Below are 24,998 nucleotides of genomic sequence, written 5' to 3'. Positions count from 1 at the left end.
GGATGAGCTCCGCCGCTTACAGATTGACTGGTGTGATGATTGGGCGCTTCGGCGCCCTTTTTTATGCGGGGGAGGTTACTTGACGCCGTGCTGGGCGAACCACGCCAGCATGCGTTGCCAGCCGTCTTGCGCCGCTTCGGCGTTGTAGCTGGGACGATAATCGGCGTTGAACGCATGCCCAACCTCGGGGTACACCACGATTTCGGCCTCGGCGTTGGCGGCGCGTATCGCCTGGCGCATGGTTTCCACCGTCTCCAGCGGAATGCCGCTGTCCTGCCCGCCATACAGCCCCAGTACCGGCGCCGACAGGTGGGTGGCGACATCGACCGGATGCTTCGGTGAATTCAGCGTTTTCTCGCCGACCAGTTTGCCGTACCAGGCGACCGCGGCCTTCAACTGCGGGTTGTGCGCCGCGTACAGCCAGGTAATGCGGCCGCCCCAGCAGAAGCCGGTGATCGCCAGCTTGCCGGCGTCGCCGCCGTGGCGGATAGCCCAGTGCGCGGCGTGATCCAGATCCGACAGCACCTGACGATCCGGCACCCTGGTCACCAACTGCTGGAACAGCTCGCCGATATCGCTGTAGTCGTTGGCATCGCCCTGGCGGAAATAGAGCTCGGGCGCGATCGCCAGATAGCCCTGCTTGGCCAGGCGACGGCACAGATCCTGAATGTGCTCATGGACGCCGAAGATTTCCTGCACCACCAGCACGATGGGAAAGGGGCCGTTATGGTCGGCGGGTTTGGCGACGTAGGCCGGCAGCGCGTCGCCCTGAGAAGGGATGGTCGTTTGCCCGGCATGAATGCCCTGTTCGTCGGTGATAATCGCGGAGGCGGCCAACGGCGCGGCGGCCGGGGCGAATCCCCCCTGAGCCTGTTCTAATGTCATCACATGTTCGGTTTTCATTGCGGTCTCCGTGCAATAGAAAAAAGCGCTGAGATTAACTATAGGAAAGATTACCCATTATTGGCGCTGCGTGGCGCACTTTCGGACAAGTCGATAAAAAACGGCTAATTATCTGGCTTTGCGGCATTTTTAAGCGCTTTTTATCATGTTATTACGCGTTTTGGCCCGCGTAAGTGCCATAAGGTGCGTTAGAGGGCTTTTTTGCCCCTAAGCAACCGATAAGATGGAGTTATTTCGGATTGATGAGCTAAATAGTTTCAGCCGGCAACCAACGTGCAGGGAGCTGCAAGGTTTGTCGGCTAGACTGAGGTTTAGCGGTGCATTCTGGATGCCTTATAGTGATAGTGCTTTTTTGTGATAAAAATCACAAAAAATATGTAGCATGTAATTTGTTTCTCTTTTCATAGTGACTGTCGTCACGAAATTAAGCGGCGATTTTCAGTAGAGTGCTTTTTTGTTCCTCCCAATAAACATGATCCATGAGGAGTCTCGTATGTCTCAGTCTGACGTTTTTCATCTCGGCCTCACCAAGAACGATTTACAAGGGGCCCAGCTTGCCATCGTGCCGGGCGATCCGCAGCGCGTAGAGAAGATTGCCAAGCTGATGGAAAATCCGGTGCATCTGGCCTCCCATCGTGAATTCACCACCTGGCGCGCAGAGCTGGACGGCAAGGCGGTGATCGTCTGCTCCACCGGTATTGGCGGCCCGTCTACCTCTATTGCGGTGGAAGAGCTGGCGCAGCTGGGTATTCGCACTTTCCTGCGCATCGGCACCACCGGCGCCATTCAGGCCAATATCAACGTCGGTGACGTGCTGGTGACTACGGCGGCGGTACGCCTCGACGGCGCCAGCCTGCACTTTGCGCCGATGGAGTTCCCGGCGGTTGCGGACTTCGCCTGCACCACCGCGCTGGTGGAAGCGGCCAAAGCCAGCGGCGCGACCACCCACATTGGCGTAACCGCCTCTTCCGATACCTTCTACCCGGGCCAGGAACGTTACGACACCTACTCCGGCCGCGTGGTTAGCCGTTTTAAAGGCTCGATGGAAGAGTGGCAGGCGATGGGCGTGATGAACTATGAAATGGAGTCCGCCACGCTGCTGACCATGTGCGCCAGCCAGGGCCTGCGTGCCGGCATGGTGGCTGGGGTGATCGTTAACCGCACCCAGCAAGAGATCCCGAACGCCGAGACCATGAAAAACACCGAAAGCAAAGCGGTGCAGATCGTGGTGGACGCCGCTCGCCGCCTGCTGTAATCGCCTCCCCTGAACGGGCCGCCGCCGCGGCCCGTTTTTCCATTCGCGACTAATCTGTTACGGTGATACTCCTCAGCGCTGCGCCGATGGCCGCCGCGCGTTGTCATAACAAAAACAACGAGGACGTTTATGACCGCCCAGATCCTGCTTCATCCTTCGCTTGCGCCGCTCGACGGCGGCATTAATTTCCGTGACTTCGGCGGCAACGGCGTGGCCGACGGGCGCCGCATCAAGCGCGGCCTGCTGTTTCGTTCCGGTTCCCTCGAGCGGCTGACGGAAAACGACTGCGCCTTTCTCGCCGGCGTGCCGGTGCGTTCGGTGCTGGACTACCGCGATGCCGACGAAGTGCAGGCCAAACCGGATATTCTGTGGAATGGCGCCGACTATCATCACGTGCCGGCCAACCCGCTGAGCAGCGAAGTCAACGCCAACCTGGAGAAGCTCACCAACGAAACGCTGGCCGCTTTCGACGCCCGCGCGTTCATGCTGGAACTGTATCGCCGCCTGCCGTTCGGCAATGTGGCCTATCAGCGGTTGGCGCAGCTGCTGAGCAACCCCGGCGGCGGCGCAATCGTGCAGCACTGCGCAGTCGGCAAGGATCGCACCGGGGTCGGTTCGGCGCTGGTGCTGTTCGCGCTGGGGGCCGACGAAGCGACGGTGCTGGAAGACTATCTGCTGACTGAAACCACGCTGGCCACTTTCCGCGAGCAGATGCTGGATCAGCTCTCTATCAAGCTGAATGCGGCGGCGCTGGAGCAATTCGCCTACGTGCTCAGCGCGCGCGAGGAGTTCCTGATGACGGCGCTGGGCTGCATCCGTCAGCAATACGGCTCCACCGACCGCTGGCTGGAAGCGGAATACGGTCTGGGCGCGGCCCAGCGCGAAGCGCTGCAGGCGTTCTACCTCGAGTAAATCGCCGCGTGTTTAACCGGGGTTTAACTCGCCCCGGCTTATCCTAGGCGGCGAACCATCGCGTATCAGGAGCCCCGTATTGAGCCTCAATGACGTTATCAACTGGGTCAGCGACGTCGTGCGTCAGCACGAAGGCTGGGCCATTCCCATCATCTTCTTCCTGGCGTTCGGCGAGTCGATGGCGTTTTTGTCGCTGCTGCTGCCGGCCACGGTGATCCTGCTGGCGCTGGGCGCGCTGATCGGCGAAAGCGGCATCGCCTTTTGGCCGATTTGGGCCGCCGCCGCCGCCGGGGCGTTTTTCGGCGACTGGCTCTCTTACTGGATCGGCTATCACTATCAGGATCGCGTGGCCCATATGTGGCCGCTGTCGCGCAATCCGCAGCTGCTGGCGCGCGGCCACGCCTTCTTTGAACGCTGGGGCGTGCTGGGCATTTTCATCGGCCGCTTCTTCGGTCCGCTGCGCGCCGTGGTGCCGTTGGTGGGCGGTATTTGCGGCATGCCGCAGCGCTATTTCCAACTGGCCAACGTCACGTCGGCGATGATCTGGGCGTTCGGCATTCTGGCGCCGGGGGCGTTCGGCATCAAGTGGCTCAGCCAGTGGCTGGGTTGATTTCTCGCTAAATTGCGCAGCGCCGCGCAATATTGTGCGCGGCCGGCAAAATCAGGCTGGACATCCATACAGCCTCCCCTTAACGTGACGGGCAATGGGCGTGCAAAACGCCGCAACGGCAAGGTGCAACAGGAGGCAGGGTGGATACCAGTCTGATTTATGGGATTGGCGGCGTAGCGATCGGCATGCTGTTGGGGTGGCTGATCGCCAGTCTGCGGGTGCAGCAGACGCATGCGCAACATGAAACCGAGCTGCGGTTGCTGGAGCAAGCGTTGCAGCAGGCGCAGCAGGAAACGGCGGCGCGGCAGGAAACGCTGCAGCGCCACGAGCAGCAGTTGCGCCAGAGCGAGCTGGAGCTGCGCAATCTGCACAGCCAACTGGCGGCCGGACATGAGAAGCTGCAACAGCTCAACCATTGGCGCAACGAATGCGAACTGCTCAATCAGGAGCTGCGCGCCCAGCGCGAGGTTAACAGCGCGCAGGAAGCCGAACTGCGCGAAGTCACCATCCGTCTGGAAGAGACGCGTATGGCAGCGGAGGAGAAGCAGCGCCTGCTTATCAACAGCGAACAGCGGCTCACCACCCAGTTTGAAAATCTCGCCAACCGCATTTTTGAACACAGCGGCCGCAAGGTTGACGAGCAAAATAAGCAAAGTTTGGATCGTTTACTGTTGCCGCTGCGCGAACAGCTGGACGGTTTCCGCCGTCAGGTGCAGGACAGCTTTGGCCAGGAAGCGCGGGAGCGCCATACGCTGACGCACGAGATACGCAATCTGCAGCAGTTGAACGCGCAGATGGCGCGCGAGGCGATCAACCTCACCAAAGCGCTGAAAGGCGACAACAAAACGCAGGGCAACTGGGGCGAGGTGGTGCTGAGCCGAGTGCTGGAGGCTTCCGGCCTGCGCGAAGGGCATGAGTATGAAACGCAGGTCAACGTGCGGGTGGATCATCAGAGCCGCATGCAGCCCGATGTGATCGTGCGCCTGCCGCAGGGCAAGGATGTGGTGATTGACGCCAAGATGTCGCTGATCGCCTACGAGCGCTATTTCAACGGCGAGGATGAGGCGGAGCGCGAAGCGGCGCTGAGCGAACATATCGCCTCGCTGCGCGGCCACATCCGCATGCTGGGCCGCAAGGACTATCAGCAGCTGCCGGGGCTGCGTTCGCTGGATTATGTGCTGATGTTCATTCCGGTCGAGCCCGCCTTCCTGCTGGCTATCGATCGCGAGCCGGAGCTGATCAGCGAAGCGCTTAAGCACAACATTATGCTGGTCAGCCCGACCACGTTGCTGGTGGCGCTGCGTACCATCACCAACCTGTGGCGCTATGAGCATCAGAGCCAGAACGCCCAGCGCATCGCCGATCGCGCGGCGAAACTGTATGACAAGATGCGGCTGTTCGTGGACGATATGTCCGCGCTGGGGCAGAGCCTGGACAAGGCGCAGGGCAGTTATCGTCAGGCGATGAACAAACTGAGCGAAGGCCGTGGTAATCTTATCGGCCAAATTGAAGGTTTCCGCGCGTTGGGGGTTGAGGTCAAACGGCCGATAAACCCGCTGCTGGCGCAGCAAGCCGGCGCGCAACACGATGAAGCGGAAGAGGCGAACGACGATGATGTTGCCGCGCTGCCGCAGACGAACGACGATGACGATACCGCCGGGGAATCGGGCTTCGTTTCGCACGGCTGAGGCCGTGGCGAGGTGGGGTATTCACCGGGCTTCTGGTACACTCATCCACACAAAATTGACTGAATAGCAGGCAGGACAATGGCAGATCAATCGCAGGAAACCACCGATTTCGGTTTTCGCACCGTCGCTAGAGACGAAAAACAGGCCATGGTGGCGGACGTTTTCCATTCGGTAGCGGCAAAGTATGACGTGATGAACGACCTGATGTCGTTCGGTATTCACCGTATCTGGAAGCGTTTCACCATTGACTGCAGCGGCGTGCGCCGCGGGCAGCGCGTGCTGGATCTGGCCGGTGGTACCGGCGACCTGGCCGCCAAGTTCTCCCGCATGGTTGGCGAGCAGGGGCAGGTGGTGCTGGCGGACATCAACGATTCGATGCTCAAGATGGGGCGCGAGAAGCTGCGCGATCGCGGCATCGTCGGCAACATCAATTACGTGCAGGCCAACGCCGAAGCGCTGCCGTTCCCGGACAATTACTTCGATTGCATCACCATCTCCTTTGGCCTGCGTAACGTCACCGACAAAGACAAAGCGCTGCGCTCGATGTTCCGCGTGCTGAAGCCGGGCGGCCGTCTGCTGGTGCTGGAATTCTCCAAGCCGCTGCTGGCGCCGCTGAGCAAAGCCTATGACGCCTACTCTTTCCACGTGCTGCCGAAGATCGGCGAGCTGGTGGTGAAAGATCCGGACAGCTACCGCTACCTGGCGGAATCGATCCGCATGCACCCCGATCAGGAAACCCTGAAGGGCATGATGGGCAACGCCGGTTTTGAAAACGTCACCTATTTCAACCTGACCGGTGGGATTGTCGCCCTGCATCGCGGCTTCAAGTTCTGAGAGGGAGATGCCGATGCTGTTTACCCCTCTGCTGACCGGTGCGCTGGAAACCTCGCTGAATAACCTGCTGTTTCGCGATCGCAGCATGAAAGCCGCCCGCCAACGCCTGGCGGGCAAGGTGCTGCGCATCGAACTGGAAGAGTTGGCTTCGCCGCTGGTGCTGGTGTTCAGCGAACTGCGCGTGGATGTGCTGGGGCAGTCTGAAGACAGCGCCGATTGCACCGTGCGTAGCCGCATTCCCTCCTTGCTGAAGCTGCGCGATCGCCAGCAGTTGCCGGTGCTGATGCGCAGCGGCGAATTGACGGTGGAAGGCGATATTCAGGTGGTGCAACAGCTGGTTGGCCTGCTCGATCTGGCGGAGTGGGATCCGGCGGAGTGGCTGGCGCCCTACATCGGCGATATCGCCGCCCAAGGCATTACACAGGCGCTGGGAAAAGGCGCCTCGCTGCTGAAAGCCGGCTTTATGCGCCGGCAGCAGGGGATGGCGGAGGCGTTGACAGAAGAGTGGCGCCTGGCGCCGGGGCCGCTGGAAGTGGTGTGGTTCAACGAAGAAGTTGACGCACTCGCCCGCAGCGCGGAAGCGCTGTCTGCCCGCATGGACAAGTTGGAGGGCAAGCGATGACCCCAGGCGAACTGCGCCGTTTGTATTTTATCGTCCGCGTTTTTCTCAGCTATGGGCTGGATGAGCTGATCCCTAAAATGCGTTTGACGCTGCCGCTGCGCTTTGGCCGCCGGCTGCTGTTCTGGATGCCGAATCGGCACAAGGACAAGCCGCTGGGTGAACGTCTGCGGCTGGCGCTGCAGGAACTGGGACCGGTCTGGATCAAGTTCGGCCAAATGATGTCGACCCGCCGCGATCTGTTTCCGCCGCACATTGCCGATCAGCTGACGCTGCTGCAGGATCGGGTGGCGCCTTTCGATGGCGCGTTGGCGCGTAAGCATATCGAGCTGGCGATGGGCGGCCCGCTGGAGACCTGGTTCGATGACTTCGATCAGCAGCCGCTGGCCTCTGCCTCGATCGCGCAGGTGCATACCGCGCGGTTGAAAACCACCGGCCAGGAAGTGGTGCTGAAGGTGATCCGGCCGGATATCGGGCCGATTATCAAGGCCGACGTGCGTCTGATGTACCGGCTGGCAGGCTGGGTGCCGAAGCTGTTGCCGGACGGCCGCCGTCTGCGCCCGCGCGAAGTGGTACGCGAGTACGAGAAAACTCTGCTGGACGAATTGAACCTGTTGCGCGAAGCGGCTAACGCCATTCAGCTGCGCCGCAATTTCGACGGCAGCCCAATGCTGTACGTACCGGAAGTTTATTCCGACTACTGCCGCGAAAGCGTATTGGTGATGGAGCGTATTTACGGCATTCCGGTCTCGGACATCGCCACGCTGGAACAGCAGGGCACCAACATGAAACTGTTGGCGGAACGCGGCGTCCAGGTGTTCTTTACCCAGGTCTTCCGCGACAGCTTCTTCCATGCGGACATGCATCCCGGTAATATTTTCGTCAGCTACGAACATCCGGAAGATCCCTGCTACATCGGCATCGACTGCGGTATCGTCGGTTCGCTGAACAAGGATGACAAACGTTACCTGGCGGAAAACTTCATCGCCTTCTTCAACCGCGATTACCGCAAGGTGGCGGAACTGCACGTCGATTCCGGGTGGGTGCCGCGCGACACCAATGTGGAAGACTTCGAATTCGCCATCCGCACGGTGTGCGAGCCGATTTTCGAGAAGCCGCTGGCGGAAATTTCCTTCGGCAACGTGCTGCTGAACCTGTTCAACACCGCGCGACGCTTCAATATGGAAGTGCAGCCGCAGCTGGTGTTATTGCAGAAGACCTTGCTGTATGTTGAAGGACTGGGGCGTCAGCTCTATCCGCAGCTGGATCTGTGGACCACCGCCAAGCCGTTCCTCGAGAGCTGGCTGCGCGATCAGGTCGGCATTCCCGCCGTGGTGCGTGCGCTGAAAGAGAAAGCGCCGTTCTGGGCGGAGAAGCTGCCGGAACTGCCCGAGCTGTTTTACGACAGCTTGCAGCAGCATAAACTGTTGCAACAAAGCGTTGATAAGCTGACCAACCAGATGCAGGCTCAGCGGGTTCGTCAGGGGCAGTCACGTTATTTGTTCGGCGTTGGCGCTACACTGTTGGTAAGCGGCACGCTGTTGCTGCTGGGGCAAATCGAGGTGTTTCCCGCCTGGATGATGGCCGCCGGCATCGTATGCTGGGTGATTGGCTGGAAGCGAACCACCTGATTTAATTCGTTACTCTGGTAAAGTCGGCTCTATAATGCGGGCTGGCTTTAAAAGACCCTTTAAAATTAGAGGTAATTAAAATGGGCGGTATTAGTATTACGCAATTGTTGATCATCGCAGTGATCGTGGTGCTGTTGTTCGGTACCAAAAAACTGCGCACGCTGGGCTCCGATCTCGGCGCCTCGATCAAGGGCTTCAAGAAGGCGATCGGCGACGATACGCCGTCGACCCCCAACACGGCTGAGAAAAGCAGCCTGGATGACGCTGACTTCTCGGCCAAGCCTATTACCGATAAGCAGCCGGAAGTGAAACCGGAAGAGTCGAAGAACAAAGAGCAGGTATAAACCGTGTTTGACATTGGGTTTAGTGAGCTGCTGCTGGTGCTGGTGATCGGCCTGGTTGTTCTGGGGCCGGAACGCTTGCCGGTCGCGGTCAGAACGGTATCGGGCTGGATCCGCGCGCTGCGCTCGCTGGCGGCCTCGGTGCAGCACGAACTGTCTCAGGAGCTGAAGCTGCAGGAGCTGCAGGACAGCCTGAAAAAAGCGGAACAGGCCGGCCTGCAGAACCTGACGCCGGAACTGAAGGCGTCGATGGATGAGCTGAAAGACGCGGCGGAATCATTGAAACGCACCTACCAGGGCGAGAAAGAAGAGCTGGCGAACACCATTCATAACCCGCAGATCACCGATCCGGAAGCCTTGCACGACGGCGTGACGCCGGCGGAAGCGGCAACCCGCGCCAGTGCACCCGCCGCCGCGCCAAAACCGGCAGCGGAACCTGAAGCCGTCGCGCCCGTGTCACCGGCACCGCCGGTGGCGGCGCAACCGGCTAAAGCGCCGGCGGAAACCGCGCCGGCACCTGTCGAACCTGTTGCGGATAAAACCCCAGCGTCTCACCAACCTAGTGGCGATCGTTAATACATGGCTGTTGAAGATACCCAACCCCTTATCAGTCATCTGATAGAGCTGCGCAAGCGGCTGCTTAACTCGATTATTTGCGTGCTGGCGGTGTTCGTGGTGCTGGTGTTTTTCGCCAACGACATCTACCAGTTGGTCTCTGCGCCGCTGCTCAAGCAGCTGCCGGCCGGGGCGAGCATGATCGCTACCGACGTGGCGTCACCGTTCTTTACGCCGATCAAATTGACCATGATCGTCTCGGTGTTCGTCTCCGCGCCGATGATTTTGTATCAGGTGTGGGCATTCATCGCGCCGGCGCTGTACAAGCATGAACGCCGCCTGATGATGCCGCTGCTGGTGTCCAGCAGCCTGCTGTTCTACCTCGGCATGGCTTTCGCCTACTTCATCGTGTTTCCGCTGGCCTTCGGCTTCTTTGCCAAGACCGCGCCGATGGGGGTGACCATTGCCACCGACATCAAAAACTACCTCGATTTCGTCATGGCGCTGTTTATGGCGTTCGGCGTCGCCTTCGAAGTGCCGGTCGCCATCATTCTGCTGTGCTGGAGTGGCGTCACCTCGCCGGAAGATCTGAAGAAGAAACGGCCGTATGTGTTGGTTGGCGCGTTTGTGGTCGGCATGCTGTTGACGCCGCCGGACGTGTTCTCGCAAACCCTGTTGGCAATACCGATGTATCTGCTGTTTGAAGTGGGGGTGTTCTTCGCTCGCTTCTATACCGGCAAACGTCGTCCGCAGGCGGAAGAAGAAGACGAGGGTGACGAACCGCCAGCCCCCTGATCCACATTGATTGCGAAGCCGCCCATTGGGCGGCTTTTGCTTTGGAAAAAATCATGTTTGATATAGGTGTTAATCTGACCAGCAGCCAATTCGCCAAAGACCGCCAGGCGGTAGTGGAGCGCGCTCGCGCGGCGGGCGTTACCGGGATATTGATTACCGGCACCGATCTGGCAGAGAGCCGCGAAGCGGCGGAATTGGCGCAGCAACATGCGGGCTACTGTTGGTCTACCGCCGGTGTGCATCCGCATTACGCCAGCGGTTGGGATGAACAGACCGCCGAGCAGATTTATGCGTTAGCCGCACGCCCTGAAGTGGCGGCGATCGGCGAATGCGGCCTGGATTTCAATCGCAACTTCTCGACGCCCGTACAGCAGGAAGCGGCGTTCACCGCGCAGCTGGCGCTGGCGGCGGAGTTGGCGCTGCCGGTGTTTCTTCATTGCCGCGACGCACACGCACGTTTTGCCGAGCTACTGACGCCGTGGTTGGATAAACTGCCCGCGGCCGTGGTGCACTGCTTCACCGGCACCGCCGAAGAATTAACAAGCTGCCTGTCGCTGGGTCTGTCGATCGGGATTACCGGTTGGGTCTGCGACGAGCGGCGCGGCCTGGAATTGCGCGCCCTGTTGCCGCAGATCCCGGCCGAGCGTCTGCTGCTGGAAACGGACGCCCCTTATCTGTTGCCCCGGGATTTACAGCCTAAACCCGCATCTCGCCGCAACGAACCCTGTTTCCTGCCCCATATCGTGCATCAGGTCGCCGTCTGGCGACAGGAAGAGCCGCAATGGCTGGGGCAAAAAACCGATGAGAACGCCCGCCGGCTATTCCGGCTGGTTTGAGCTAGGAGAAAACTATGAGCTATGCATTTCCGGGCACCTTCCCTGGTCGCCGTATGCGCCGCGTGCGCCGTCACGACTTCAGCCGCCGCCTGGTGGCCGAGAATCAACTGACGGTCAACGACCTGATTTATCCGGTGTTTGTCATGGAAGGCAGCAACCGCCAGGAAGAAGTGGCCTCGATGCCGGGCGTATCGCGCATGACGATCGATCTGCTGGTGAAGGAAGCGGAAACCATCGCCAAACTTGGCGTGCCGGTGATTTCCCTGTTCCCGGTAATTGAACCGAGCCTGAAATCGCTGCATGCGGAAGAAGCCTATAACCCGGAAGGGTTGGTACAGCGCACGGTGCGCGCGCTGAAAGACGCGGTGCCTGAGCTGGGCATTCTGACCGACGTGGCGCTCGATCCCTACACCACGCATGGGCAGGACGGGGTGATCGATGAGCAGGGTTATGTGATTAACGACGTGACCAAAGACATTCTGGTGCGTCAGGCGCTGTCCCATGCCGAAGCGGGCGCGGAAATCGTGGCGCCGAGCGACATGATGGACGGCCGCATCGGGGCGATCCGCGATCGTCTGGAATTGCAGGGCCTGGTGAATACCCAAATCATGGCCTACTCCGCCAAGTATGCTTCCTGCTACTACGGCCCGTTCCGCGATGCGTTGGGCTCCAGCGGCAACCTGAAGGGCGGCAACAAGAAGACCTATCAGATGGATCCGGCCAACAGCGACGAAGCGCTGCAGGAGATTGCGCAGGATCTGCAGGAAGGTGCGGACATGGTGATGGTGAAACCGGGCATGCCGTACCTCGACGTCGTGCGCCGCGTGAAGGATACCTTCGGTGTGCCAACCTTCGCTTATCAGGTGTCCGGCGAGTACGCCATGCATATGGCGGCGATTCAGAACGGCTGGCTGCAGGAGCAACCTGCGGTGATGGAATCGTTGATGTGCTTCAAACGCGCCGGCGCCGACGGCGTGCTGACCTACTTCGCCAAGCGTGTCGCCCAGTGGCTGCACGACGATGCGATGCGTCGCTAAGCGCAAAATGAGCCAACAAAAAGGCGCCTGAGGGCGCCTTTTGCATTACATCTTCTGGAACTGTCGGTTGTCGATGCTTTGACTGACCTGCTTGTTGATCAGGTTCAGCAACAACATGGAACGCGCCTCGCCGTCCGGTTCGGTGTAGATCGCCTGCAGCCCTTCGAACACGCCGTCGACGATCAGAACGGTATCCCCTGGCTGTGGGGTTTCCGGATCGACATAGGTTTCGCTGGCGTGCGTGCGCAGCTCATCGATCACCTTGCTCGGGATGACGCTCGGCAACGCGCCGAAACGCACGAAGTGGCTGACGCCACGGGTGGCGCTGATGGTGGTGGTGTGAATGCGCTCCGGATCGAACTCCACAAACAGATAGTTGGGAAACAGGGGTTCGCTGACCGCGATACGCTTACCACGCACGATCTTTTCCAGCGTGATGATCGGGCTGAGGCAGTTTACCTGCTGCCGCTCCAGATGTTCCTGCGCCCGCAACAATTGACCGCGTTTGCAATAAAGTAGATACCAGGATTCCATAATTTCACATGCCTTTCTGCCAGCCGGTAAGCATATCAAAAGCTATTCCGGATACATAGTGATGCAAGTTTCAGTGTGTAACATCACCTATCTCTATGAATCTGCGGCTATTAGCGAGGGGTCACACACTTATCGATACGGTGCTGGTATAACAGAGGGCTAAAAATTTGTTACCGTCACAGTATGGCAGGCGCTGCGCCGCCGGCTGTGACGCTATTCATCGTTTTGACCGAGAGGGAAAGAAATGGAGCTGTTTCTGTTGAGCAACGGCAAGCTGTCTGGCGAAGCCGAGCTGCTGGGGTACGCCAAAAGCCAACTGCTGGCGATGATTGCGCGTCGCGGCATCAAATCCGCCGTCTTTATCCCTTACGCCCTGATCCGTTACGACTACGACCAGCGTGCGCAGGAACTGGCGCAAACGCTGGGCATTGAAGTCACCAGCATCCACCACGCGGCTTCACCGGCGGCGGCGATCGCGCAGGCGGAGTGCATTTTGGTCAGCGGCGGCAATACCTGGTTGCTGAACCAAATGCTGCACGAACAAGGCCTGATCGTGCCCATCCAGCGCGCGGTGCGCGAGCGTGAAGTGCCTTACGTCGGCTGGAGCGCCGGTTGCAACGTGGCCACGCCGAGCATTCGCACCACCAATGACATGCCGGTGCGCTGCAGCGTGGTGCTGCCGGCGCTGGGGCTGTTCCCGGTGCAGATCAACCCGCACTACATCGACGCACATATCAGCGGCCACATGGGCGAAACCCGTGACGAGCGCCTGGCGGAGTTCTGCGCGGTCAATCCAAGCGAGTCGGTGGTGGCGCTGCGTGAAGGTAGCCTGCTGCACGTTGAAGGCAATGCGCTGCGTTACTTCAGCGCTAACGGGCAGGGCTTCAAGGTGTTCCGCCACGGTGAGGAGACGCGTGAATATCAGGATACGCGCGCGCTGGCTGCGCTGGTGCCGTTCAACTGCGGCTGAGGGCCGCCCGGCGGCGGGCGGCGTTAACAAAATTGCAGCAACAACTGTGAAGAGGGCTTATAATGCCCTCCCCACTGGCCGTTATAATGATCAGCATGAAATACCGTGACTTACGCGATTTCCTCTCGTTGCTGGAGAAGAGAGGGGAACTAAAACGCATCAGCCAGCCGATCGATCCTTACCTGGAAATGACGGAGATTGCCGATCGCACCCTGCGAGCGGGCGGTCCGGCACTGCTGTTTGAAAACCCGAAAGGGTATGACATGCCGGTGCTCTGTAACCTGTTCGGCACCGCCAATCGCGTGGCGATGGGCATGGGGCAGGAAGACATCAGCGCGCTGCGCGAAGTCGGCAAACTGCTGGCGTTCCTCAAAGAACCGGAGCCGCCGAAAGGCTTCCGCGATCTGTTCGACAAAATGCCAAAGTTCAAGCAGGTGCTGAACATGCCGACCAAGGTGCTGGGATCCGCGCCTTGTCAGGAGCAGGTATGGCAGGGTGACGATGTCGACCTCAGCCGTATTCCGGTTATGCACTGCTGGCCGGAAGACGCTGCGCCGCTGATCACCTGGGGGCTGACGGTGACCCGCGGCCCGCATAAGGAACGGCAAAACCTCGGCATCTATCGCCAGCAGGTGCTGGGCAAGAACAAAGTGATCATGCGCTGGCTGTCGCATCGCGGTGGCGCGCTGGATTATCAGGAGTGGTGCCAGGCGCACCCGGGCGAGCGTTTCCCGGTCGCGGTGGCGCTGGGCGCCGATCCCGCTACCATCCTCGGTGCGGTCACGCCGGTGCCGGATACCCTGTCTGAATATGCCTTTGCCGGGCTGCTGCGCGGCAACAAAACCGAAGTGGTCAAGTGCCTTTCCAACGATCTGGAAGTGCCCGCCAGCGCCGAAATCGTGCTTGAAGGCTATATCGAGCCGGGTGAAATGGCGCCGGAAGGCCCCTATGGCGACCACACCGGTTACTACAATGAAATCGACCAGTTTCCGGTGTTCACCGTTACTCACATCACCCAGCGCCGCAACGCGATCTACCACTCGACCTACACCGGCCGCCCGCCGGATGAGCCGGCGATCCTGGGCGTGGCGCTGAATGAAGTGTTCGTGCCGATCCTGCAAAAGCAGTTCCCGGAAATCGTCGATTTCTATCTGCCGCCGGAAGGGTGCTCGTACCGCCTGGCGGTAGTGACCATGAAAAAACAGTACGCCGGCCACGCTAAACGCGTGATGATGGGCGTCTGGTCGTTCCTGCGGCAGTTTATGTACACCAAATTTGTTATCGTCTGTGATGATGACGTCAATGCGCGCGACTGGAACGACGTGATTTGGGCGATCACCACACGAATGGATCCGGCAAGGGATACTGTTCTGGTGGAGAATACGCCGATCGACTATCTGGACTTCGCCTCGCCGGTTTCCGGCCTGGGTTCGAAGATGGGGCTGGACGCCACCAATAAATGGCCGGGTGAAACCGATCGCGAATGGGGCCGTCCGATTCAGATGGATGAAAAGGTACGTGCGCGCGTCGACGAAATCTGGGATGAGCTCGCAATCTTCAGTGACAGGGAACCGACGTTATAGCGTCAGGCCCTGTTCTCAGCTTTGCATTGATGACCCGACAGAGGGAACGCATGACAATATTGAGCTGTAAAGTGACCTCGGTAGAGGCCATTACCGATACGGTTTATCGGGTACGTCTGGTGCCCGAACAGCCGTTTTCTTTCAAGGCAGGGCAATATCTGATGGTGGTGATGGATGAGCGCGACAAGCGCCCGTTCTCACTGGCATCAACCCCGACGCAGCAAGATTACATCGAGCTGCATATCGGCGCTTCGGAGCTGAATCTGTACGCCATGGCGGTGATGGATCGCATCCTGAAAGAGCAGGCGATCACCGTTGACGTGCCGCATGGCGACGCCTGGCTGCGGGAAGAGGGCAGCCGTCCGCTGGTGCTGATCGCCGGCGGCACCGGTTTCTCTTACGCGCGTTCAATCCTGTTGACCGCGCTGGAGCAGCAGCCGGATCGCGACATTTCAATCTACTGGGGCGGGCGTGAGCTGAAGCACCTGTACGATTTGAGCGAGCTGGAAGCGCTGTCGTTGCAGCATCCGAATCTGAAGGTGATCCCGGTGGTCGAGCAGCCGGAGGCTGAATGGCGTGGCCGCAGCGGCACCGTGCTTAGCGCGGTGCTGCAGGATTTCGGCACGCTGGCGGAGCATGACATTTACATCGCCGGGCGTTTCGAGATGGCGAAAATCGCCCGCGAGCGTTTCTGTGCCGAGCGCGGCGCGCTGGAAGCGCATATGTTTGGCGACGCGTTTTCGTTTATCTGACACAGGCGATGCGCAGTGAACGGGGTGGCCGAGGGTCGCCCCGTTTTTATTTGGGCGTCGGCAAATTTCAGGCATAAAAAACCCGCCCCTGACAGGCGGGAAGAACGGCAACTAAACTTGGCGGGATGCCGCGATTTGAAGTGGTGACGCGGTCATCCCAAGATAGACACAGCTAAACGCGTTCAAACACGGTGGCGATACCCTGGCCCAGGCCGATGCACATGGTCGCCAGGCCGAACTGCGCGTCGCGACGTTCCATGTTGTTCAACAGGGTGGTCGAGATGCGGGAGCCGGAACACCCCAGCGGGTGGCCGAGCGCGATGGCGCCGCCGTTCAGGTTAATCTTGTCGTCGATGCTGTCCATCAGCCCCAAATCCTTGATGCACGGCAGCGACTGGGCGGCGAACGCTTCGTTCAGCTCGAACAGATCGATGTCCTGCACGCTCAGACCGGCGCGTTTCAGCGCCAGCTTGCTGGCCGGCACCGGGCCGTAGCCCATGATGGACGGATCGCAGCCGACGACCGCCATCGAGCGGATGCGGGCGCGGGCCTTCAAACCGAGCGCTTTGGCGCGCGATTCGCTCATCAGCAGCATGGCGGAAGCACCGTCCGACAGGGCGGAGGAGCTGCCGGCGGTGACGGTGCCGTTGACCGGATCGAACGCCGGGCGCAGGGCCGACAGGCTTTCGACGGTGGTCTCCGGGCGAATGACTTCATCGAAATCGTAACGGGTCAGCACGCCGTCGGCGTCGTGGCCGTTGGTCGGTATGATCTCGTTTTTAAAGTAACCGGCCAGCGTTGCCGCATGCGCGCGCTGGTGGGAGCGGGCGGCAAATTCATCCTGCATCTGGCGACTGATGTTGTGCATCTTGGCCAGCATTTCGGCGGTCAGCCCCATCATCCCGGCGGCCTTGGCCACGCTGCGGCTCAGGCCCGGATGGAAATCCACGCCGTGATTCATCGGCACATGACCCATGTGTTCCACGCCGCCGATCAGGCTGACGTGCGCGTCGCCCACCATGATGGCGCGTGCCGCGTCGTGCAGCGCCTGCATCGAAGAGCCGCACAGGCGGTTGACGGTCACCGCCGGCACGCGGTGCGGGATCTCGGCCAGCAGCGCGGCGTTGCGGGCGATGTTGAAGCCTTGCTCCAGCGTCTGCTGCACGCAGCCCCAGTAAATGTCATCAATCTCGGCGGCGTCCAGCGCCGGATTGCGGCTCAGTACTTCACGCATCAGGTGAGCGGAGAGATCTTCGGCGCGTACCTGGCGGAAGGCGCCGCCCTTGGAGCGGCCCATCGGCGTGCGTACGGCATCAACAATAACTACGTTTTCCATCTTTATGACCTCATGCCGGTTGGCGGGTAGCGACGTCGGACAGCGGTGTCGCCACCGGGTAGTAGCTTTCATTGCGTTCGGCCTTGGCGCGCAGACCGGCCGGCACCTGGTACAGGGCGCCGAGGTGTGCGTAACGCTGGGCCAGCTCAACGTAGTTGGCGGTGCCGAGCGTATCCAGGTAGCGGAACGCGCCGCCGTGGAACGGAGGGAAACCGATGCCGTAGACCAACGCCATATCGGCTTCGGCCGGGCTGGCGACGATCTTTTCTTCCAGGCAACGCACCACTTCGTTGATCATCGGGATCATCATGCGCGCGATGATTTCTTCGTCGCTGATGGTCTGGCGCGGTTGGCTCACTTCGGCCAGCAGCGCATCGGTTTGCTCATCGTTGTCCTTGCGCGGTTTGCCTTTGCTGTCCTGGCTGTAGCGGTAGAAGCCCAGTTGATTTTTCTGACCGAAGCGCTGGTTGTCGAACATCACGTCAATGGCGTCGCGATAGTCTTTGCTCATGCGATCCGGGAAACCGGCGGCCATCACGGCCTGCGCGTGGTGCGCGGTGTCGATGCCCACGACGTCGAGCAGGTAGGCCGGGCCCATCGGCCAGCCGAACTGTTTTTCCATCACTTTATCGATTTGACGGAAGTCGGCGCCGTCGCGCAGCAGAAGGCTGAAGCCGGCGAAGTACGGGAACAGCACGCGGTTGACGAAGAAGCCCGGGCAATCGTTCACCACGATCGGCGTTTTGCCCATGCGGCTGGCGTAGGCCACCACTTTGGCGATGGTGTCATCGCTGGTCTGTTCGCCGCGGATGATTTCCACCAGCGGCATGCGGTGCACCGGGTTAAAGAAGTGCATGCCGCAGAAGTTTTGCGGGCGCTTCAGCGATTTTGCCAGGTGATTAATCGGAATGGTCGAGGTGTTCGACGCCAGAACGGTGTCTTCACCGATCAGGCCTTCCACTTCCGACAGCACGGCGGCTTTCACCTTCGGATTCTCCACCACCGCTTCGACGATCACCTGCGCACGCTCGATGCCGGCATAGTCCAGCGTCGGCTGAATGGTCGACAGCACCTGCGCCATTTTCAGGCCATCCAGCTTGCCGCGCTCCAGCTGCTTGTTGAGCAGCTTGGCCGCTTCGCTCATGCCCAGCGTCAGCGACTTGTCGCTGATGTCCTTCATGATCACCGGTACGCCTTTCAGCGCCGATTGGTAGGCGATGCCGCCGCCCATGATGCCGGCGCCCAGCACCGCCGCCTGTTTTGGCGCATCCACATTCTTGGCCAGCTTTTTCGCCTGGCCCTTCACGAACTGATCGTTAAGGAAGATGCCGACCAGCGCGCGCGCTTCGTTGGAGCGGGCCAACGGCACGAAGCTGGCGGTTTCCAGTTTCAGCGCTTCATCGCGGCCCAGCTTGGCGGCGGCTTCAATGGTCTTCACTGCGGTCATCGGCGCCGGGTAATGTTTACCGGCGGTCTGCAGCACCATGCCTTTGGCAGTAGTGAAGCTCATCGCCGCTTCAATCGGGCTGAGTTTCAGCGGCTCCAGCTTAGGTTGACGCGCGGCGCGCCAGTCCAGCTTGCCGTCGATCGCCTGTTGCAGCATGTTGAGCGCCGCTTCGGCCAGTTTTTCCGGCGCCACTACCGCATCGACCAGGCCGACTTTCAACGCGTCTTTGGCGCTGACGTCTTTGCCGGCGGCGATGATTTCCAGCGCGCTGTCGTTACCCAGCAGGCGTGGCAGACGGACGGAACCGCCGAAGCCCGGCATGATGCCCAATTTGGTTTCCGGCAGGCCGATACGCGCGTCCGGCGAGGCGACGCGGAAATCGGTCGCCAGAATGCATTCGCAACCGCCGCCGAGCGCATAGCCGTTAATGGCCGAAATGGTCGGTACCGGCAAATCTTCCAGCCGGTTAAAGACGTTGTTGGCGAATACCAGCCACTCGTGCAGCTTTTCAGCCGGTGCGGCAAACAGAGAAAGGAATTCGGTGATATCGGCGCCGACGATAAATGCGGCTTTGGTGGAGCGCAGCAGCAGCCCCTTGAGCTCAGGCTGGTTTTCCAGCACGGTGAGCGCCTCGCCCAGGCTGGCGACGGTGCGGGTGTCCAGCTTGTTGACCGAGCCTGATGCGTTGAACACCAGCTCGGCAATGCCGTTATCGAGCCAGTGCAGTTGTAATGTTTCGCCTTGGTAGAGCATGTCTATCTCCTGAATCAGCGTATGATCTGGTATGACCAGATGAAGAGGAGTGTGGTTTTTATGTTAAAAATATGCAAATGAGAGATTGCATATTTGCTGGTCTGATCACATCTCACCAAGTTAGTGTTTTGATTTAAAACGGAGTTATATTTTATGTGCTATCGGCATTTGCTGGTGGTTGTCGGCCCTCATACACTTGCCTGCAGCGATTGATCATTCAGACGAGGTAAGGCATGACTAAGGCGGTTTGTGTCAAACGCAGCTGCTTATGGAGCATTCCCGCCAGAACCATGACGCTGGCGTGTCTGTTGGTGTTTATGGCGCAGATGGCGACGACCGTGTATCTGCCTTCGCTGCCGACGGTGATGCGCGAGCTGGCGATGAGCCGGCGCGCCACCGAGCTGTCCATTTCGATCTTCGTCATCGGCGCTGCCTTGCCGGTGCTGTTCTGGGGCGCGGCTGCCGATCGCTTTGGCCGCCGAGCGCCGCTGACGCTTTCCCTGCTGCTTTTCATTGGCTGCAGCGGACTGTTGGCGCTGTGCAGCAACGGTACCCAATTACTGGCGCTGCGTGCGCTGCAAGGTGTGGGTGCCGGTGGTGCGGCGATCATTGCGCGTATCATCGTGCGGGATAACTGGAGCGGTGATGAGCTGGCGCGCCGTCTGTCGGTGCTCTCCATCGCTTTTATCACCGCGCTGGGCGGGGGGCAGTTTATCGGCGGCCTGCTCAGCCAATATTCGCACTGGCAGATGGGCTTCGTCCTGATGGGCGCCACCGGTTTGGCCATTCTGGCGCTGATGGCGACGCTACCGCTTGAGGCGGGGCGCGCACGTGGGCCACGCCCGGCGATGGCGGCCACCTATTTCGCCATTCTGCGGCGGCCGGGGTTCTTCTGGCCGGCCTGCGTCGGCGGGCTGGGCTTCGCCACCACGGTGACATTGCAGGAGGTGAGCCCGTTCGTCATGCAGCAGGGTTTTGGTCTCAACGTTACGGCGTTCGGTGCGCTGGGGCTGGTGATCGGCGTCGCCTACTTCAGCGGGGCGCTGACGGTGAACCGCACGGTGGCGCGTGTCGGCGGGAAAAAACTGATGCAAACCGGCAGCGGTATCGTGGCTCTGGCGACGACGGCGATCCTGCTGTTGTGGTGGAGCGGCATTCTGGCCGGCCTTTCCGGTATGGCGCTGTTCATCGCGCTGTATTGCCTGACCATTTTTGGCCAGGCGGTGTTGTTTCCCAACAGCATGGCGATGGCGGTCAGCGACGCCAAAGAGCACGGCGCCTATGCGATGGCGCTGTGCGGCTTTCTGCAGCAGTGTCTGGCGGGCGTTGCCGCGGCCGGCGCGGTGTTGTTGGAGCACCATGGCCTGTGGGCGCTGGCGATAGCGTTGCTCGGCCTGGCCGGCTGGCTAATGGTTAAACTGCGGATGTAACGGCATTTGCAGGGAATTGCGAGCTGCTCCGCATGCCCAACGCGATAAGGTTGGTGCGCCGGAGCGCTGTGTTAAGATGACTTCTTTCGTGCTAAGGCATAAGGGTACTGTGATGGAAACGCTGGCTTCTTTGTATAACGACCACCTGGCAGAGCTGCAAAAACGCGCACGCGAAGTGCTGGAGCGCAACAAGTTGGATGCGCTGCTGATTCACTCCGGTGAGCTGCAAAAGGTATTTTTGGACGACCATAGCTATCCGTTCAAAGTGAACGCGCATTTCAAAGCCTGGGTGCCGGTGACGTCGGTGCCGAACTGCTGGTTGTGGATCGACGGTGTCAATAAGCCGAAGCTGTGGTTCTACTCCCCGGTCGACTACTGGCACAGCGTAGAGCCGCTGCCGGACAGTTTCTGGACCAAATCCCTTGAATTGATGCCGTTGGCCAACGCCGACGCCATCGCCCAGCAGCTTCCGCCGCAGCGCGAGCGCGTGGGCTATATCGGTTATGCGCAACAGCGCGCACGCGATCTCGGCATTTCTTCTGAAAACATCAACCCGAAAGCGGTGTTGAACTACCTGGATTTCCACCGTTCTATCAAAACCGGCTACGAGCTGGCCTGCATGCGCGAAGCGCAGAAGACGGCGGTAACCGGCCATCGTGCGGCGCATGAGGCGTTCCTCTCCGGCATGAGCGAGTTCGACATCAACCTGGCCTACCTGACGGCGACAGGCCACCGCGATACCGACGTGCCTTACGACAACATCGTAGCGCTGAACGAACACGCTTCGGTACTGCACTACACCAAGCTGGATCATCAGCCGCCGGCCGAACCCCTGAGTTTCCTTATAGACGCCGGCGCGGAATATAACGGCTATGCCGCCGATCTGACCCGCACCTACGCGGCGCAAAGCGGCAGCGAGTTCGCCCACCTGGTGAAAGATCTCAATGGTGAACAGCTGGCGCTGATCGACACCATCAAGCCCGGCGTGCGCTATACCGACTACCATGTGCAAATGCATCAGCGCATCGCCAAGCTGCTCAAGAATCACAAGTTGGTGAACGGCCTCAGCGAAGAGGCGATGGTTGAAGCGGGTATTACCACGCCGTTCCTGCCGCACGGGCTGGGCCATCCGCTGGGCCTTCAGGTGCACGACGCCGCCGGCTTTATGCAGGACGAGCAAGGCACCCATCTGCCGGCGCCGTCCAAGTATCCATTCCTGCGTTGCACCCGCGTGTTGCAGCCGGGCATGGTGTTGACCATCGAGCCAGGTCTGTACTTCATCGAGTCTCTGTTGGCACCGTGGCGCAGCGGTGAATTCAAGCAGCACTTCGCCTGGGATCGCATCGATGCGCTGAAGCCGTATGGCGGCATCCGTATCGAAGACAACATCGTGATCCACGAAAAGCGCATCGAGAACATGACGCGCGATCTGAACCTGGCCTGATGCGGCCTTACCCGATACCGGCGGAAGCCACCTGCTTTACCGAAGAAATAAAGAAGAGCCGTTTTATCACCCTGCTGGCGCCGACCAGCGGGGTAGAAGCGGCAAAGGCGTTTATTCAGCAGGTGCGGGATGAGCATCCAGCGGCGCGACACCATTGTTGGGCTTTCGTCGCCGGCAGCCCCGATGATTCGCAGCAACTGGGGTTCTCAGACGACGGAGAACCGTCTGGCACCGCCGGCAAACCGATCCTCGCGCAGCTGATGGGGAGCGGCATCGGTGAAGTGACCGCCGTGGTCGTTCGTTACTATGGCGGCGTCAAGCTGGGCACCGGCGGGCTGGTGAAAGCCTATGGCAACGGTGTTCAACAGGCGTTGAAGCAGTTGGCGTTAGCACAAAAGGTGCCGGAAGCCGAATATATCTTGCAGTGCGATTATGCGCAGTTGGCGTTGGTGGAGAACTTGCTGCAGCAAACCGCAGGTCGGATCCTGCAGGGCGAATACGGCGCCGCCGTCGTGCTGCATCTGGCGTTGCCGGCCACTGAGGTCGAACTGTTTGGGAATAAATTGCGTGATCTCAGTCGCGGTAATTTGCAATTAACCCCCATTTCGCAATAATTCCTCCCAATTGAATTGCTAAGGATCGTGCTGAAATGCATTTTCGCGCCATAACCCGTATCGTTGGTCTGCTGGTCATCCTGTTCTCCGGGACGATGTTTATTCCCGGCCTGGTGGCATTGATTTACCGCGATGGGGCGGGGCGCGCGTTCAGCCAAACCTTCTTCGTGGCGCTGACCATCGGTCTGATGCTGTGGTGGCCGAACCGCAAACAGAAACACGAGCTGAAGCCCCGTGAAGGCTTCCTGATTGTCGTGTTGTTCTGGACCGTGCTGGGCAGCGTGGGGGCATTGCCGTTCCTGTTTTCGGAACGGCCCAACTTGTCGCTGACCGACGCCTTCTTTGAATCCTTCTCGGGATTGACGACCACCGGCGCAACGACGCTGGTGGGGCTGGACTCGTTGCCGAAGGCCATCCTGTTCTATCGCCAAATGCTGCAATGGATGGGCGGCATGGGGATCATCGTGTTGGCGGTGGCGATACTGCCGATACTTGGCGTCGGCGGCATGCAGCTGTATCGAGCGGAAATGCCCGGGCCGCTGAAAGATAACAAGATGCGTCCACGCATCGCCGAAACCGCCAAAACCCTGTGGCTAATCTATGTGTTGCTGACCGTCGCCTGTGCGCTGGCGCTCTGGGGGGCCGGGATGTCGGTGTTCGACGCCATCGGCCACAGTTTCTCGACCATCGCCATCGGCGGTTTTTCTACCCACGACGCCAGTATCGGTTATTACGCCAGTCCGACTATCAACACCATCATCGCCGTGTTCCTGCTGATTTCCGGCTGTAACTACGGCCTGCACTTCGCTTTGCTAAGCGGCCGCAGTCTGAAGGTGTACGGGCGCGATCCTGAATTCCGCATGTTCATCTTCGTTCAGTTGACGCTGGTGGTGGTATGCACGTTGGTGCTCTGGGGACATGGCGTCTATAAGAGCGGTATGGAAACGCTCAATCAGGCGTTCTTCCAGGTGGTATCGATGGCGACCACGGCCGGTTTTACGACCGACAGCATCGCCAAGTGGCCGCTGTTCCTGCCGATGTTGTTGCTGTGCTCGGCGTTCATCGGTGGTTGTGCCGGCTCGACCGGAGGCGGCCTGAAGGTGATCCGTATTCTGCTTCTGTACCTGCAGGGCTCGCGAGAGTTGAAAAGGCTGGTGCACCCCAACGCGGTCTATACCATCAAATTGGGCAATCGCGCACTGCCGGAACGTATTCTGGAAGCGGTGTGGGGATTCTTCTCCGCCTATGCGCTGGTGTTTATCGTCAGCATGCTGGCGATCATTGCCACCGGCGTTGACGATTTTTCCGCGTTCGCCGCAGTGACGGCAACACTCAATAACCTTGGCCCCGGCCTGGGCGTGGTGGCGGATAACTTCACCACGATGCCGGCGGCGGCCAAGTGGATCCTGGTGGTGACGATGCTGTTCGGGCGCCTGGAAGTGTTTACATTGCTGGTGCTGTTCACGCCAACTTTTTGGCGTGAGTGAGCCTGATATAAGGAGTACGCCATGAAGGCATTGATACTTTATTCGAGCCGTGACGGGCAAACACGTGCTATCGCTTCTTATATAGCAAGCAAGTTGCAGGACACGCTGCGTTGTGAGGTGATTGATCTGCTGCAGGCGGAACAGGTCGACCTTAGTCAGTACCAGCAGGTGATGATCGGTGCTTCTATCCGTTACGGGCACTTTAATCCGGTACTGGATAAATTCGTTAAGCGCCATGCCGAACAGCTGAATAGGATGCCGAGCGCCTTCTTCGCCGTGAACCTGACCGCGCGTAAACCGGAAAAGCGCTCGCCGCAAACCAACGCTTATACCCGCAAGTTCCTGCTGGCCTCGCCGTGGCAGCCAAAACAGTGCGCGGTGTTTGCCGGCGCATTGCGGTATCCGCGCTATCGTTGGTTCGACCGCATCATGATTCAATTTATTATGCGTATGACGGGCGGTGAAACGGATACCAGTAAGGAAGTGGAGTACACAGATTGGCAGCAGGTCGATCGTTTCGCCCAGGAATTTAGCCAGATCCAGTACGAAAAGTGACAAAAACGCGGGTTTGGCCAGCGTTTTGCCGAAAAAATCCGCGCTTGAAAAGTTTTTTGCAATTAGGGGTTGCGGCC

At 59.8% G+C, this 24,998-nt stretch carries 24 protein-coding genes; 20 read left to right on the top strand and 4 right to left on the bottom strand.

Features of this window, described 5'->3' with window-relative positions; translation table 11 throughout:
* Positions 1 to 75: 75 nt before the first annotated feature.
* Positions 76 to 903, bottom strand: coding sequence for a dienelactone hydrolase family protein (locus tag ACJ8IJ_RS20340; protein ID WP_015376301.1), 828 nt, complete (start codon positions 901 to 903; stop codon positions 76 to 78).
* Between the two features lie 493 nt (positions 904 to 1,396).
* Here ACJ8IJ_RS20340 and udp point away from each other — a divergent pair, with 493 nt between their 5' ends.
* The 12 genes from udp (at position 1,397) to hemB (ending at position 12,016) form a co-directional block, all read left to right on the top strand.
* On the top strand, positions 1,397 to 2,158 hold the full coding sequence (gene udp, locus ACJ8IJ_RS20335; RefSeq protein WP_004934432.1) for a uridine phosphorylase: 762 nt from the start codon (positions 1,397 to 1,399) through the stop codon (positions 2,156 to 2,158).
* A 129-nt stretch (positions 2,159 to 2,287) separates the two neighbouring features.
* The gene (locus ACJ8IJ_RS20330) at positions 2,288 to 3,070 is read left to right on the top strand and encodes a tyrosine-protein phosphatase (protein WP_015376302.1); all 783 of its coding nucleotides are present in this window, start codon (positions 2,288 to 2,290) and stop codon (positions 3,068 to 3,070) included.
* 79 nt (positions 3,071 to 3,149) lie between these two features.
* Positions 3,150 to 3,680 carry a DedA family protein gene (locus ACJ8IJ_RS20325; protein ID WP_265261779.1) on the top strand — a complete coding sequence of 177 codons (531 nt, stop codon included), beginning with the start codon at positions 3,150 to 3,152 and terminating at the stop codon, positions 3,678 to 3,680.
* A gap of 140 nt (positions 3,681 to 3,820) precedes the next feature.
* A complete protein-coding gene (gene rmuC / locus ACJ8IJ_RS20320) occupies positions 3,821 to 5,368 on the top strand; it encodes a DNA recombination protein RmuC (protein ID WP_004934441.1) in 1,548 nt (515 codons plus the stop codon).
* Between the two features lie 78 nt (positions 5,369 to 5,446).
* Positions 5,447 to 6,202, top strand: a complete 756-nt coding sequence (gene ubiE / locus ACJ8IJ_RS20315; RefSeq protein ID WP_004934443.1) for a bifunctional demethylmenaquinone methyltransferase/2-methoxy-6-polyprenyl-1,4-benzoquinol methylase UbiE — start codon at positions 5,447 to 5,449, stop codon at positions 6,200 to 6,202.
* 13 nt (positions 6,203 to 6,215) lie between these two features.
* The gene (gene ubiJ / locus ACJ8IJ_RS20310; RefSeq protein WP_004934446.1) at positions 6,216 to 6,824 is read left to right on the top strand and encodes a ubiquinone biosynthesis protein UbiJ; all 609 of its coding nucleotides are present in this window, start codon (positions 6,216 to 6,218) and stop codon (positions 6,822 to 6,824) included.
* A complete protein-coding gene (gene ubiB / locus ACJ8IJ_RS20305) occupies positions 6,821 to 8,452 on the top strand; it encodes a ubiquinone biosynthesis regulatory protein kinase UbiB (protein ID WP_004934451.1) in 1,632 nt (543 codons plus the stop codon). Before ubiJ ends, ubiB begins: the two co-directional genes overlap by 4 nt.
* Positions 8,453 to 8,532: 80 nt before the next feature.
* Entirely contained in the window at positions 8,533 to 8,796 is a 264-nt protein-coding gene (tatA, locus tag ACJ8IJ_RS20300; RefSeq protein WP_004934452.1) for a Sec-independent protein translocase subunit TatA, read from the top strand.
* A 3-nt stretch (positions 8,797 to 8,799) separates the two neighbouring features.
* The gene (gene tatB, locus ACJ8IJ_RS20295; RefSeq protein ID WP_004934455.1) at positions 8,800 to 9,369 is read left to right on the top strand and encodes a Sec-independent protein translocase protein TatB; all 570 of its coding nucleotides are present in this window, start codon (positions 8,800 to 8,802) and stop codon (positions 9,367 to 9,369) included.
* A 3-nt stretch (positions 9,370 to 9,372) separates the two neighbouring features.
* Positions 9,373 to 10,143 carry a Sec-independent protein translocase subunit TatC gene (tatC, locus tag ACJ8IJ_RS20290; RefSeq protein ID WP_004934456.1) on the top strand — a complete coding sequence of 257 codons (771 nt, stop codon included), beginning with the start codon at positions 9,373 to 9,375 and terminating at the stop codon, positions 10,141 to 10,143.
* A gap of 53 nt (positions 10,144 to 10,196) precedes the next feature.
* Positions 10,197 to 10,979, top strand: a complete 783-nt coding sequence (gene tatD / locus ACJ8IJ_RS20285; protein ID WP_004934460.1) for a 3'-5' ssDNA/RNA exonuclease TatD — start codon at positions 10,197 to 10,199, stop codon at positions 10,977 to 10,979.
* Positions 10,980 to 10,993: 14 nt separating this feature from the next.
* Positions 10,994 to 12,016, top strand: coding sequence for a porphobilinogen synthase (gene hemB / locus ACJ8IJ_RS20280; RefSeq protein ID WP_004934463.1), 1,023 nt, complete (start codon positions 10,994 to 10,996; stop codon positions 12,014 to 12,016).
* 45 nt (positions 12,017 to 12,061) lie between these two features.
* On the opposite strand, the gene rfaH is transcribed toward hemB, so the two are convergent.
* Complete coding sequence (gene rfaH / locus ACJ8IJ_RS20275; RefSeq protein WP_004934466.1) at positions 12,062 to 12,550, bottom strand: transcription/translation regulatory transformer protein RfaH; 489 nt, start codon at positions 12,548 to 12,550, stop codon at positions 12,062 to 12,064.
* Between the two features lie 244 nt (positions 12,551 to 12,794).
* Between rfaH and pepE the strand changes: the two genes are divergently transcribed.
* The 3 genes from pepE (at position 12,795) to fre (ending at position 15,855) form a co-directional block, all read left to right on the top strand.
* A complete protein-coding gene (pepE, locus tag ACJ8IJ_RS20270) occupies positions 12,795 to 13,520 on the top strand; it encodes a dipeptidase PepE (RefSeq protein ID WP_033631520.1) in 726 nt (241 codons plus the stop codon).
* A gap of 62 nt (positions 13,521 to 13,582) precedes the next feature.
* Positions 13,583 to 15,103 (top strand): 4-hydroxy-3-polyprenylbenzoate decarboxylase, encoded by a 1,521-nt coding sequence (ubiD, locus tag ACJ8IJ_RS20265; protein WP_015376309.1) that lies wholly within the window; start codon positions 13,583 to 13,585, stop codon positions 15,101 to 15,103.
* A 50-nt stretch (positions 15,104 to 15,153) separates the two neighbouring features.
* On the top strand, positions 15,154 to 15,855 hold the full coding sequence (gene fre / locus ACJ8IJ_RS20260; RefSeq protein WP_004934474.1) for an NAD(P)H-flavin reductase: 702 nt from the start codon (positions 15,154 to 15,156) through the stop codon (positions 15,853 to 15,855).
* Between the two features lie 172 nt (positions 15,856 to 16,027).
* On the opposite strand, the gene fadA is transcribed toward fre, so the two are convergent.
* Together fadA and fadB are read right to left on the bottom strand one after the other, a co-directional pair.
* Positions 16,028 to 17,191, bottom strand: a complete 1,164-nt coding sequence (fadA, locus tag ACJ8IJ_RS20255; RefSeq protein WP_025304928.1) for an acetyl-CoA C-acyltransferase FadA — start codon at positions 17,189 to 17,191, stop codon at positions 16,028 to 16,030.
* Between the two features lie 10 nt (positions 17,192 to 17,201).
* Positions 17,202 to 19,391, bottom strand: coding sequence for a fatty acid oxidation complex subunit alpha FadB (gene fadB, locus ACJ8IJ_RS20250; protein ID WP_033631522.1), 2,190 nt, complete (start codon positions 19,389 to 19,391; stop codon positions 17,202 to 17,204).
* A 233-nt stretch (positions 19,392 to 19,624) separates the two neighbouring features.
* Between fadB and ACJ8IJ_RS20245 the strand changes: the two genes are divergently transcribed.
* From ACJ8IJ_RS20245 to hemG, 5 genes are all read left to right on the top strand, one after another.
* The gene (locus tag ACJ8IJ_RS20245) at positions 19,625 to 20,821 is read left to right on the top strand and encodes an MFS transporter (RefSeq protein ID WP_442518897.1); all 1,197 of its coding nucleotides are present in this window, start codon (positions 19,625 to 19,627) and stop codon (positions 20,819 to 20,821) included.
* Positions 20,822 to 20,933: 112 nt separating this feature from the next.
* Positions 20,934 to 22,265 (top strand): Xaa-Pro dipeptidase, encoded by a 1,332-nt coding sequence (pepQ, locus tag ACJ8IJ_RS20240; protein ID WP_197753765.1) that lies wholly within the window; start codon positions 20,934 to 20,936, stop codon positions 22,263 to 22,265.
* Positions 22,265 to 22,879 carry an IMPACT family protein gene (locus ACJ8IJ_RS20235; RefSeq protein WP_004934489.1) on the top strand — a complete coding sequence of 205 codons (615 nt, stop codon included), beginning with the start codon at positions 22,265 to 22,267 and terminating at the stop codon, positions 22,877 to 22,879. The genes pepQ and ACJ8IJ_RS20235 overlap by 1 nt, the downstream gene beginning before the upstream one ends.
* A gap of 35 nt (positions 22,880 to 22,914) precedes the next feature.
* A complete protein-coding gene (gene trkH / locus ACJ8IJ_RS20230; protein ID WP_004934492.1) occupies positions 22,915 to 24,366 on the top strand; it encodes a Trk system potassium transporter TrkH in 1,452 nt (483 codons plus the stop codon).
* A gap of 21 nt (positions 24,367 to 24,387) precedes the next feature.
* A complete protein-coding gene (hemG, locus tag ACJ8IJ_RS20225) occupies positions 24,388 to 24,921 on the top strand; it encodes a menaquinone-dependent protoporphyrinogen IX dehydrogenase (protein WP_004934493.1) in 534 nt (177 codons plus the stop codon).
* The last annotated feature ends 77 nt before the right edge of the window (positions 24,922 to 24,998 follow it).

Origin of the sequence: Serratia sp. CY40230 (assembly GCF_052168835.1) — a bacterium.
Taxonomy (GTDB): domain Bacteria; phylum Pseudomonadota; class Gammaproteobacteria; order Enterobacterales; family Enterobacteriaceae; genus Serratia; species Serratia nematodiphila.
The sequence above is the reverse complement of the archived record's forward strand: the minus strand, read 5'-3'. Positions and strand labels throughout refer to the sequence as shown.

Excerpts from the sequence above, each read along its gene's own strand:
- ACJ8IJ_RS20340 (WP_015376301.1), bottom strand. The coding sequence starts at position 903 with ATGAAAACCGAACATGTGATGACATTAGAACAGGCTCAGGGGGGATTC.
- udp (WP_004934432.1), top strand. The coding sequence starts at position 1,397 with ATGTCTCAGTCTGACGTTTTTCATCTCGGCCTCACCAAGAACGATTTA.
- ACJ8IJ_RS20330 (WP_015376302.1), top strand. The coding sequence starts at position 2,288 with ATGACCGCCCAGATCCTGCTTCATCCTTCGCTTGCGCCGCTCGACGGC.
- ubiE (WP_004934443.1), top strand. The coding sequence starts at position 5,447 with ATGGCAGATCAATCGCAGGAAACCACCGATTTCGGTTTTCGCACCGTC.
- ubiJ (WP_004934446.1), top strand. The coding sequence starts at position 6,216 with ATGCTGTTTACCCCTCTGCTGACCGGTGCGCTGGAAACCTCGCTGAAT.
- ubiB (WP_004934451.1), top strand. The coding sequence starts at position 6,821 with ATGACCCCAGGCGAACTGCGCCGTTTGTATTTTATCGTCCGCGTTTTT.
- tatA (WP_004934452.1), top strand. The coding sequence starts at position 8,533 with ATGGGCGGTATTAGTATTACGCAATTGTTGATCATCGCAGTGATCGTG.
- tatC (WP_004934456.1), top strand. The coding sequence starts at position 9,373 with ATGGCTGTTGAAGATACCCAACCCCTTATCAGTCATCTGATAGAGCTG.
- tatD (WP_004934460.1), top strand. The coding sequence starts at position 10,197 with ATGTTTGATATAGGTGTTAATCTGACCAGCAGCCAATTCGCCAAAGAC.
- hemB (WP_004934463.1), top strand. The coding sequence starts at position 10,994 with ATGAGCTATGCATTTCCGGGCACCTTCCCTGGTCGCCGTATGCGCCGC.
- rfaH (WP_004934466.1), bottom strand. The coding sequence starts at position 12,550 with ATGGAATCCTGGTATCTACTTTATTGCAAACGCGGTCAATTGTTGCGG.
- pepE (WP_033631520.1), top strand. The coding sequence starts at position 12,795 with ATGGAGCTGTTTCTGTTGAGCAACGGCAAGCTGTCTGGCGAAGCCGAG.
- ubiD (WP_015376309.1), top strand. The coding sequence starts at position 13,583 with ATGCCCTCCCCACTGGCCGTTATAATGATCAGCATGAAATACCGTGAC.
- fre (WP_004934474.1), top strand. The coding sequence starts at position 15,154 with ATGACAATATTGAGCTGTAAAGTGACCTCGGTAGAGGCCATTACCGAT.
- fadA (WP_025304928.1), bottom strand. The coding sequence starts at position 17,191 with ATGGAAAACGTAGTTATTGTTGATGCCGTACGCACGCCGATGGGCCGC.
- fadB (WP_033631522.1), bottom strand. The coding sequence starts at position 19,391 with ATGCTCTACCAAGGCGAAACATTACAACTGCACTGGCTCGATAACGGC.
- ACJ8IJ_RS20245 (WP_442518897.1), top strand. The coding sequence starts at position 19,625 with ATGACTAAGGCGGTTTGTGTCAAACGCAGCTGCTTATGGAGCATTCCC.
- pepQ (WP_197753765.1), top strand. The coding sequence starts at position 20,934 with ATGGAAACGCTGGCTTCTTTGTATAACGACCACCTGGCAGAGCTGCAA.
- ACJ8IJ_RS20235 (WP_004934489.1), top strand. The coding sequence starts at position 22,265 with ATGCGGCCTTACCCGATACCGGCGGAAGCCACCTGCTTTACCGAAGAA.
- trkH (WP_004934492.1), top strand. The coding sequence starts at position 22,915 with ATGCATTTTCGCGCCATAACCCGTATCGTTGGTCTGCTGGTCATCCTG.
- hemG (WP_004934493.1), top strand. The coding sequence starts at position 24,388 with ATGAAGGCATTGATACTTTATTCGAGCCGTGACGGGCAAACACGTGCT.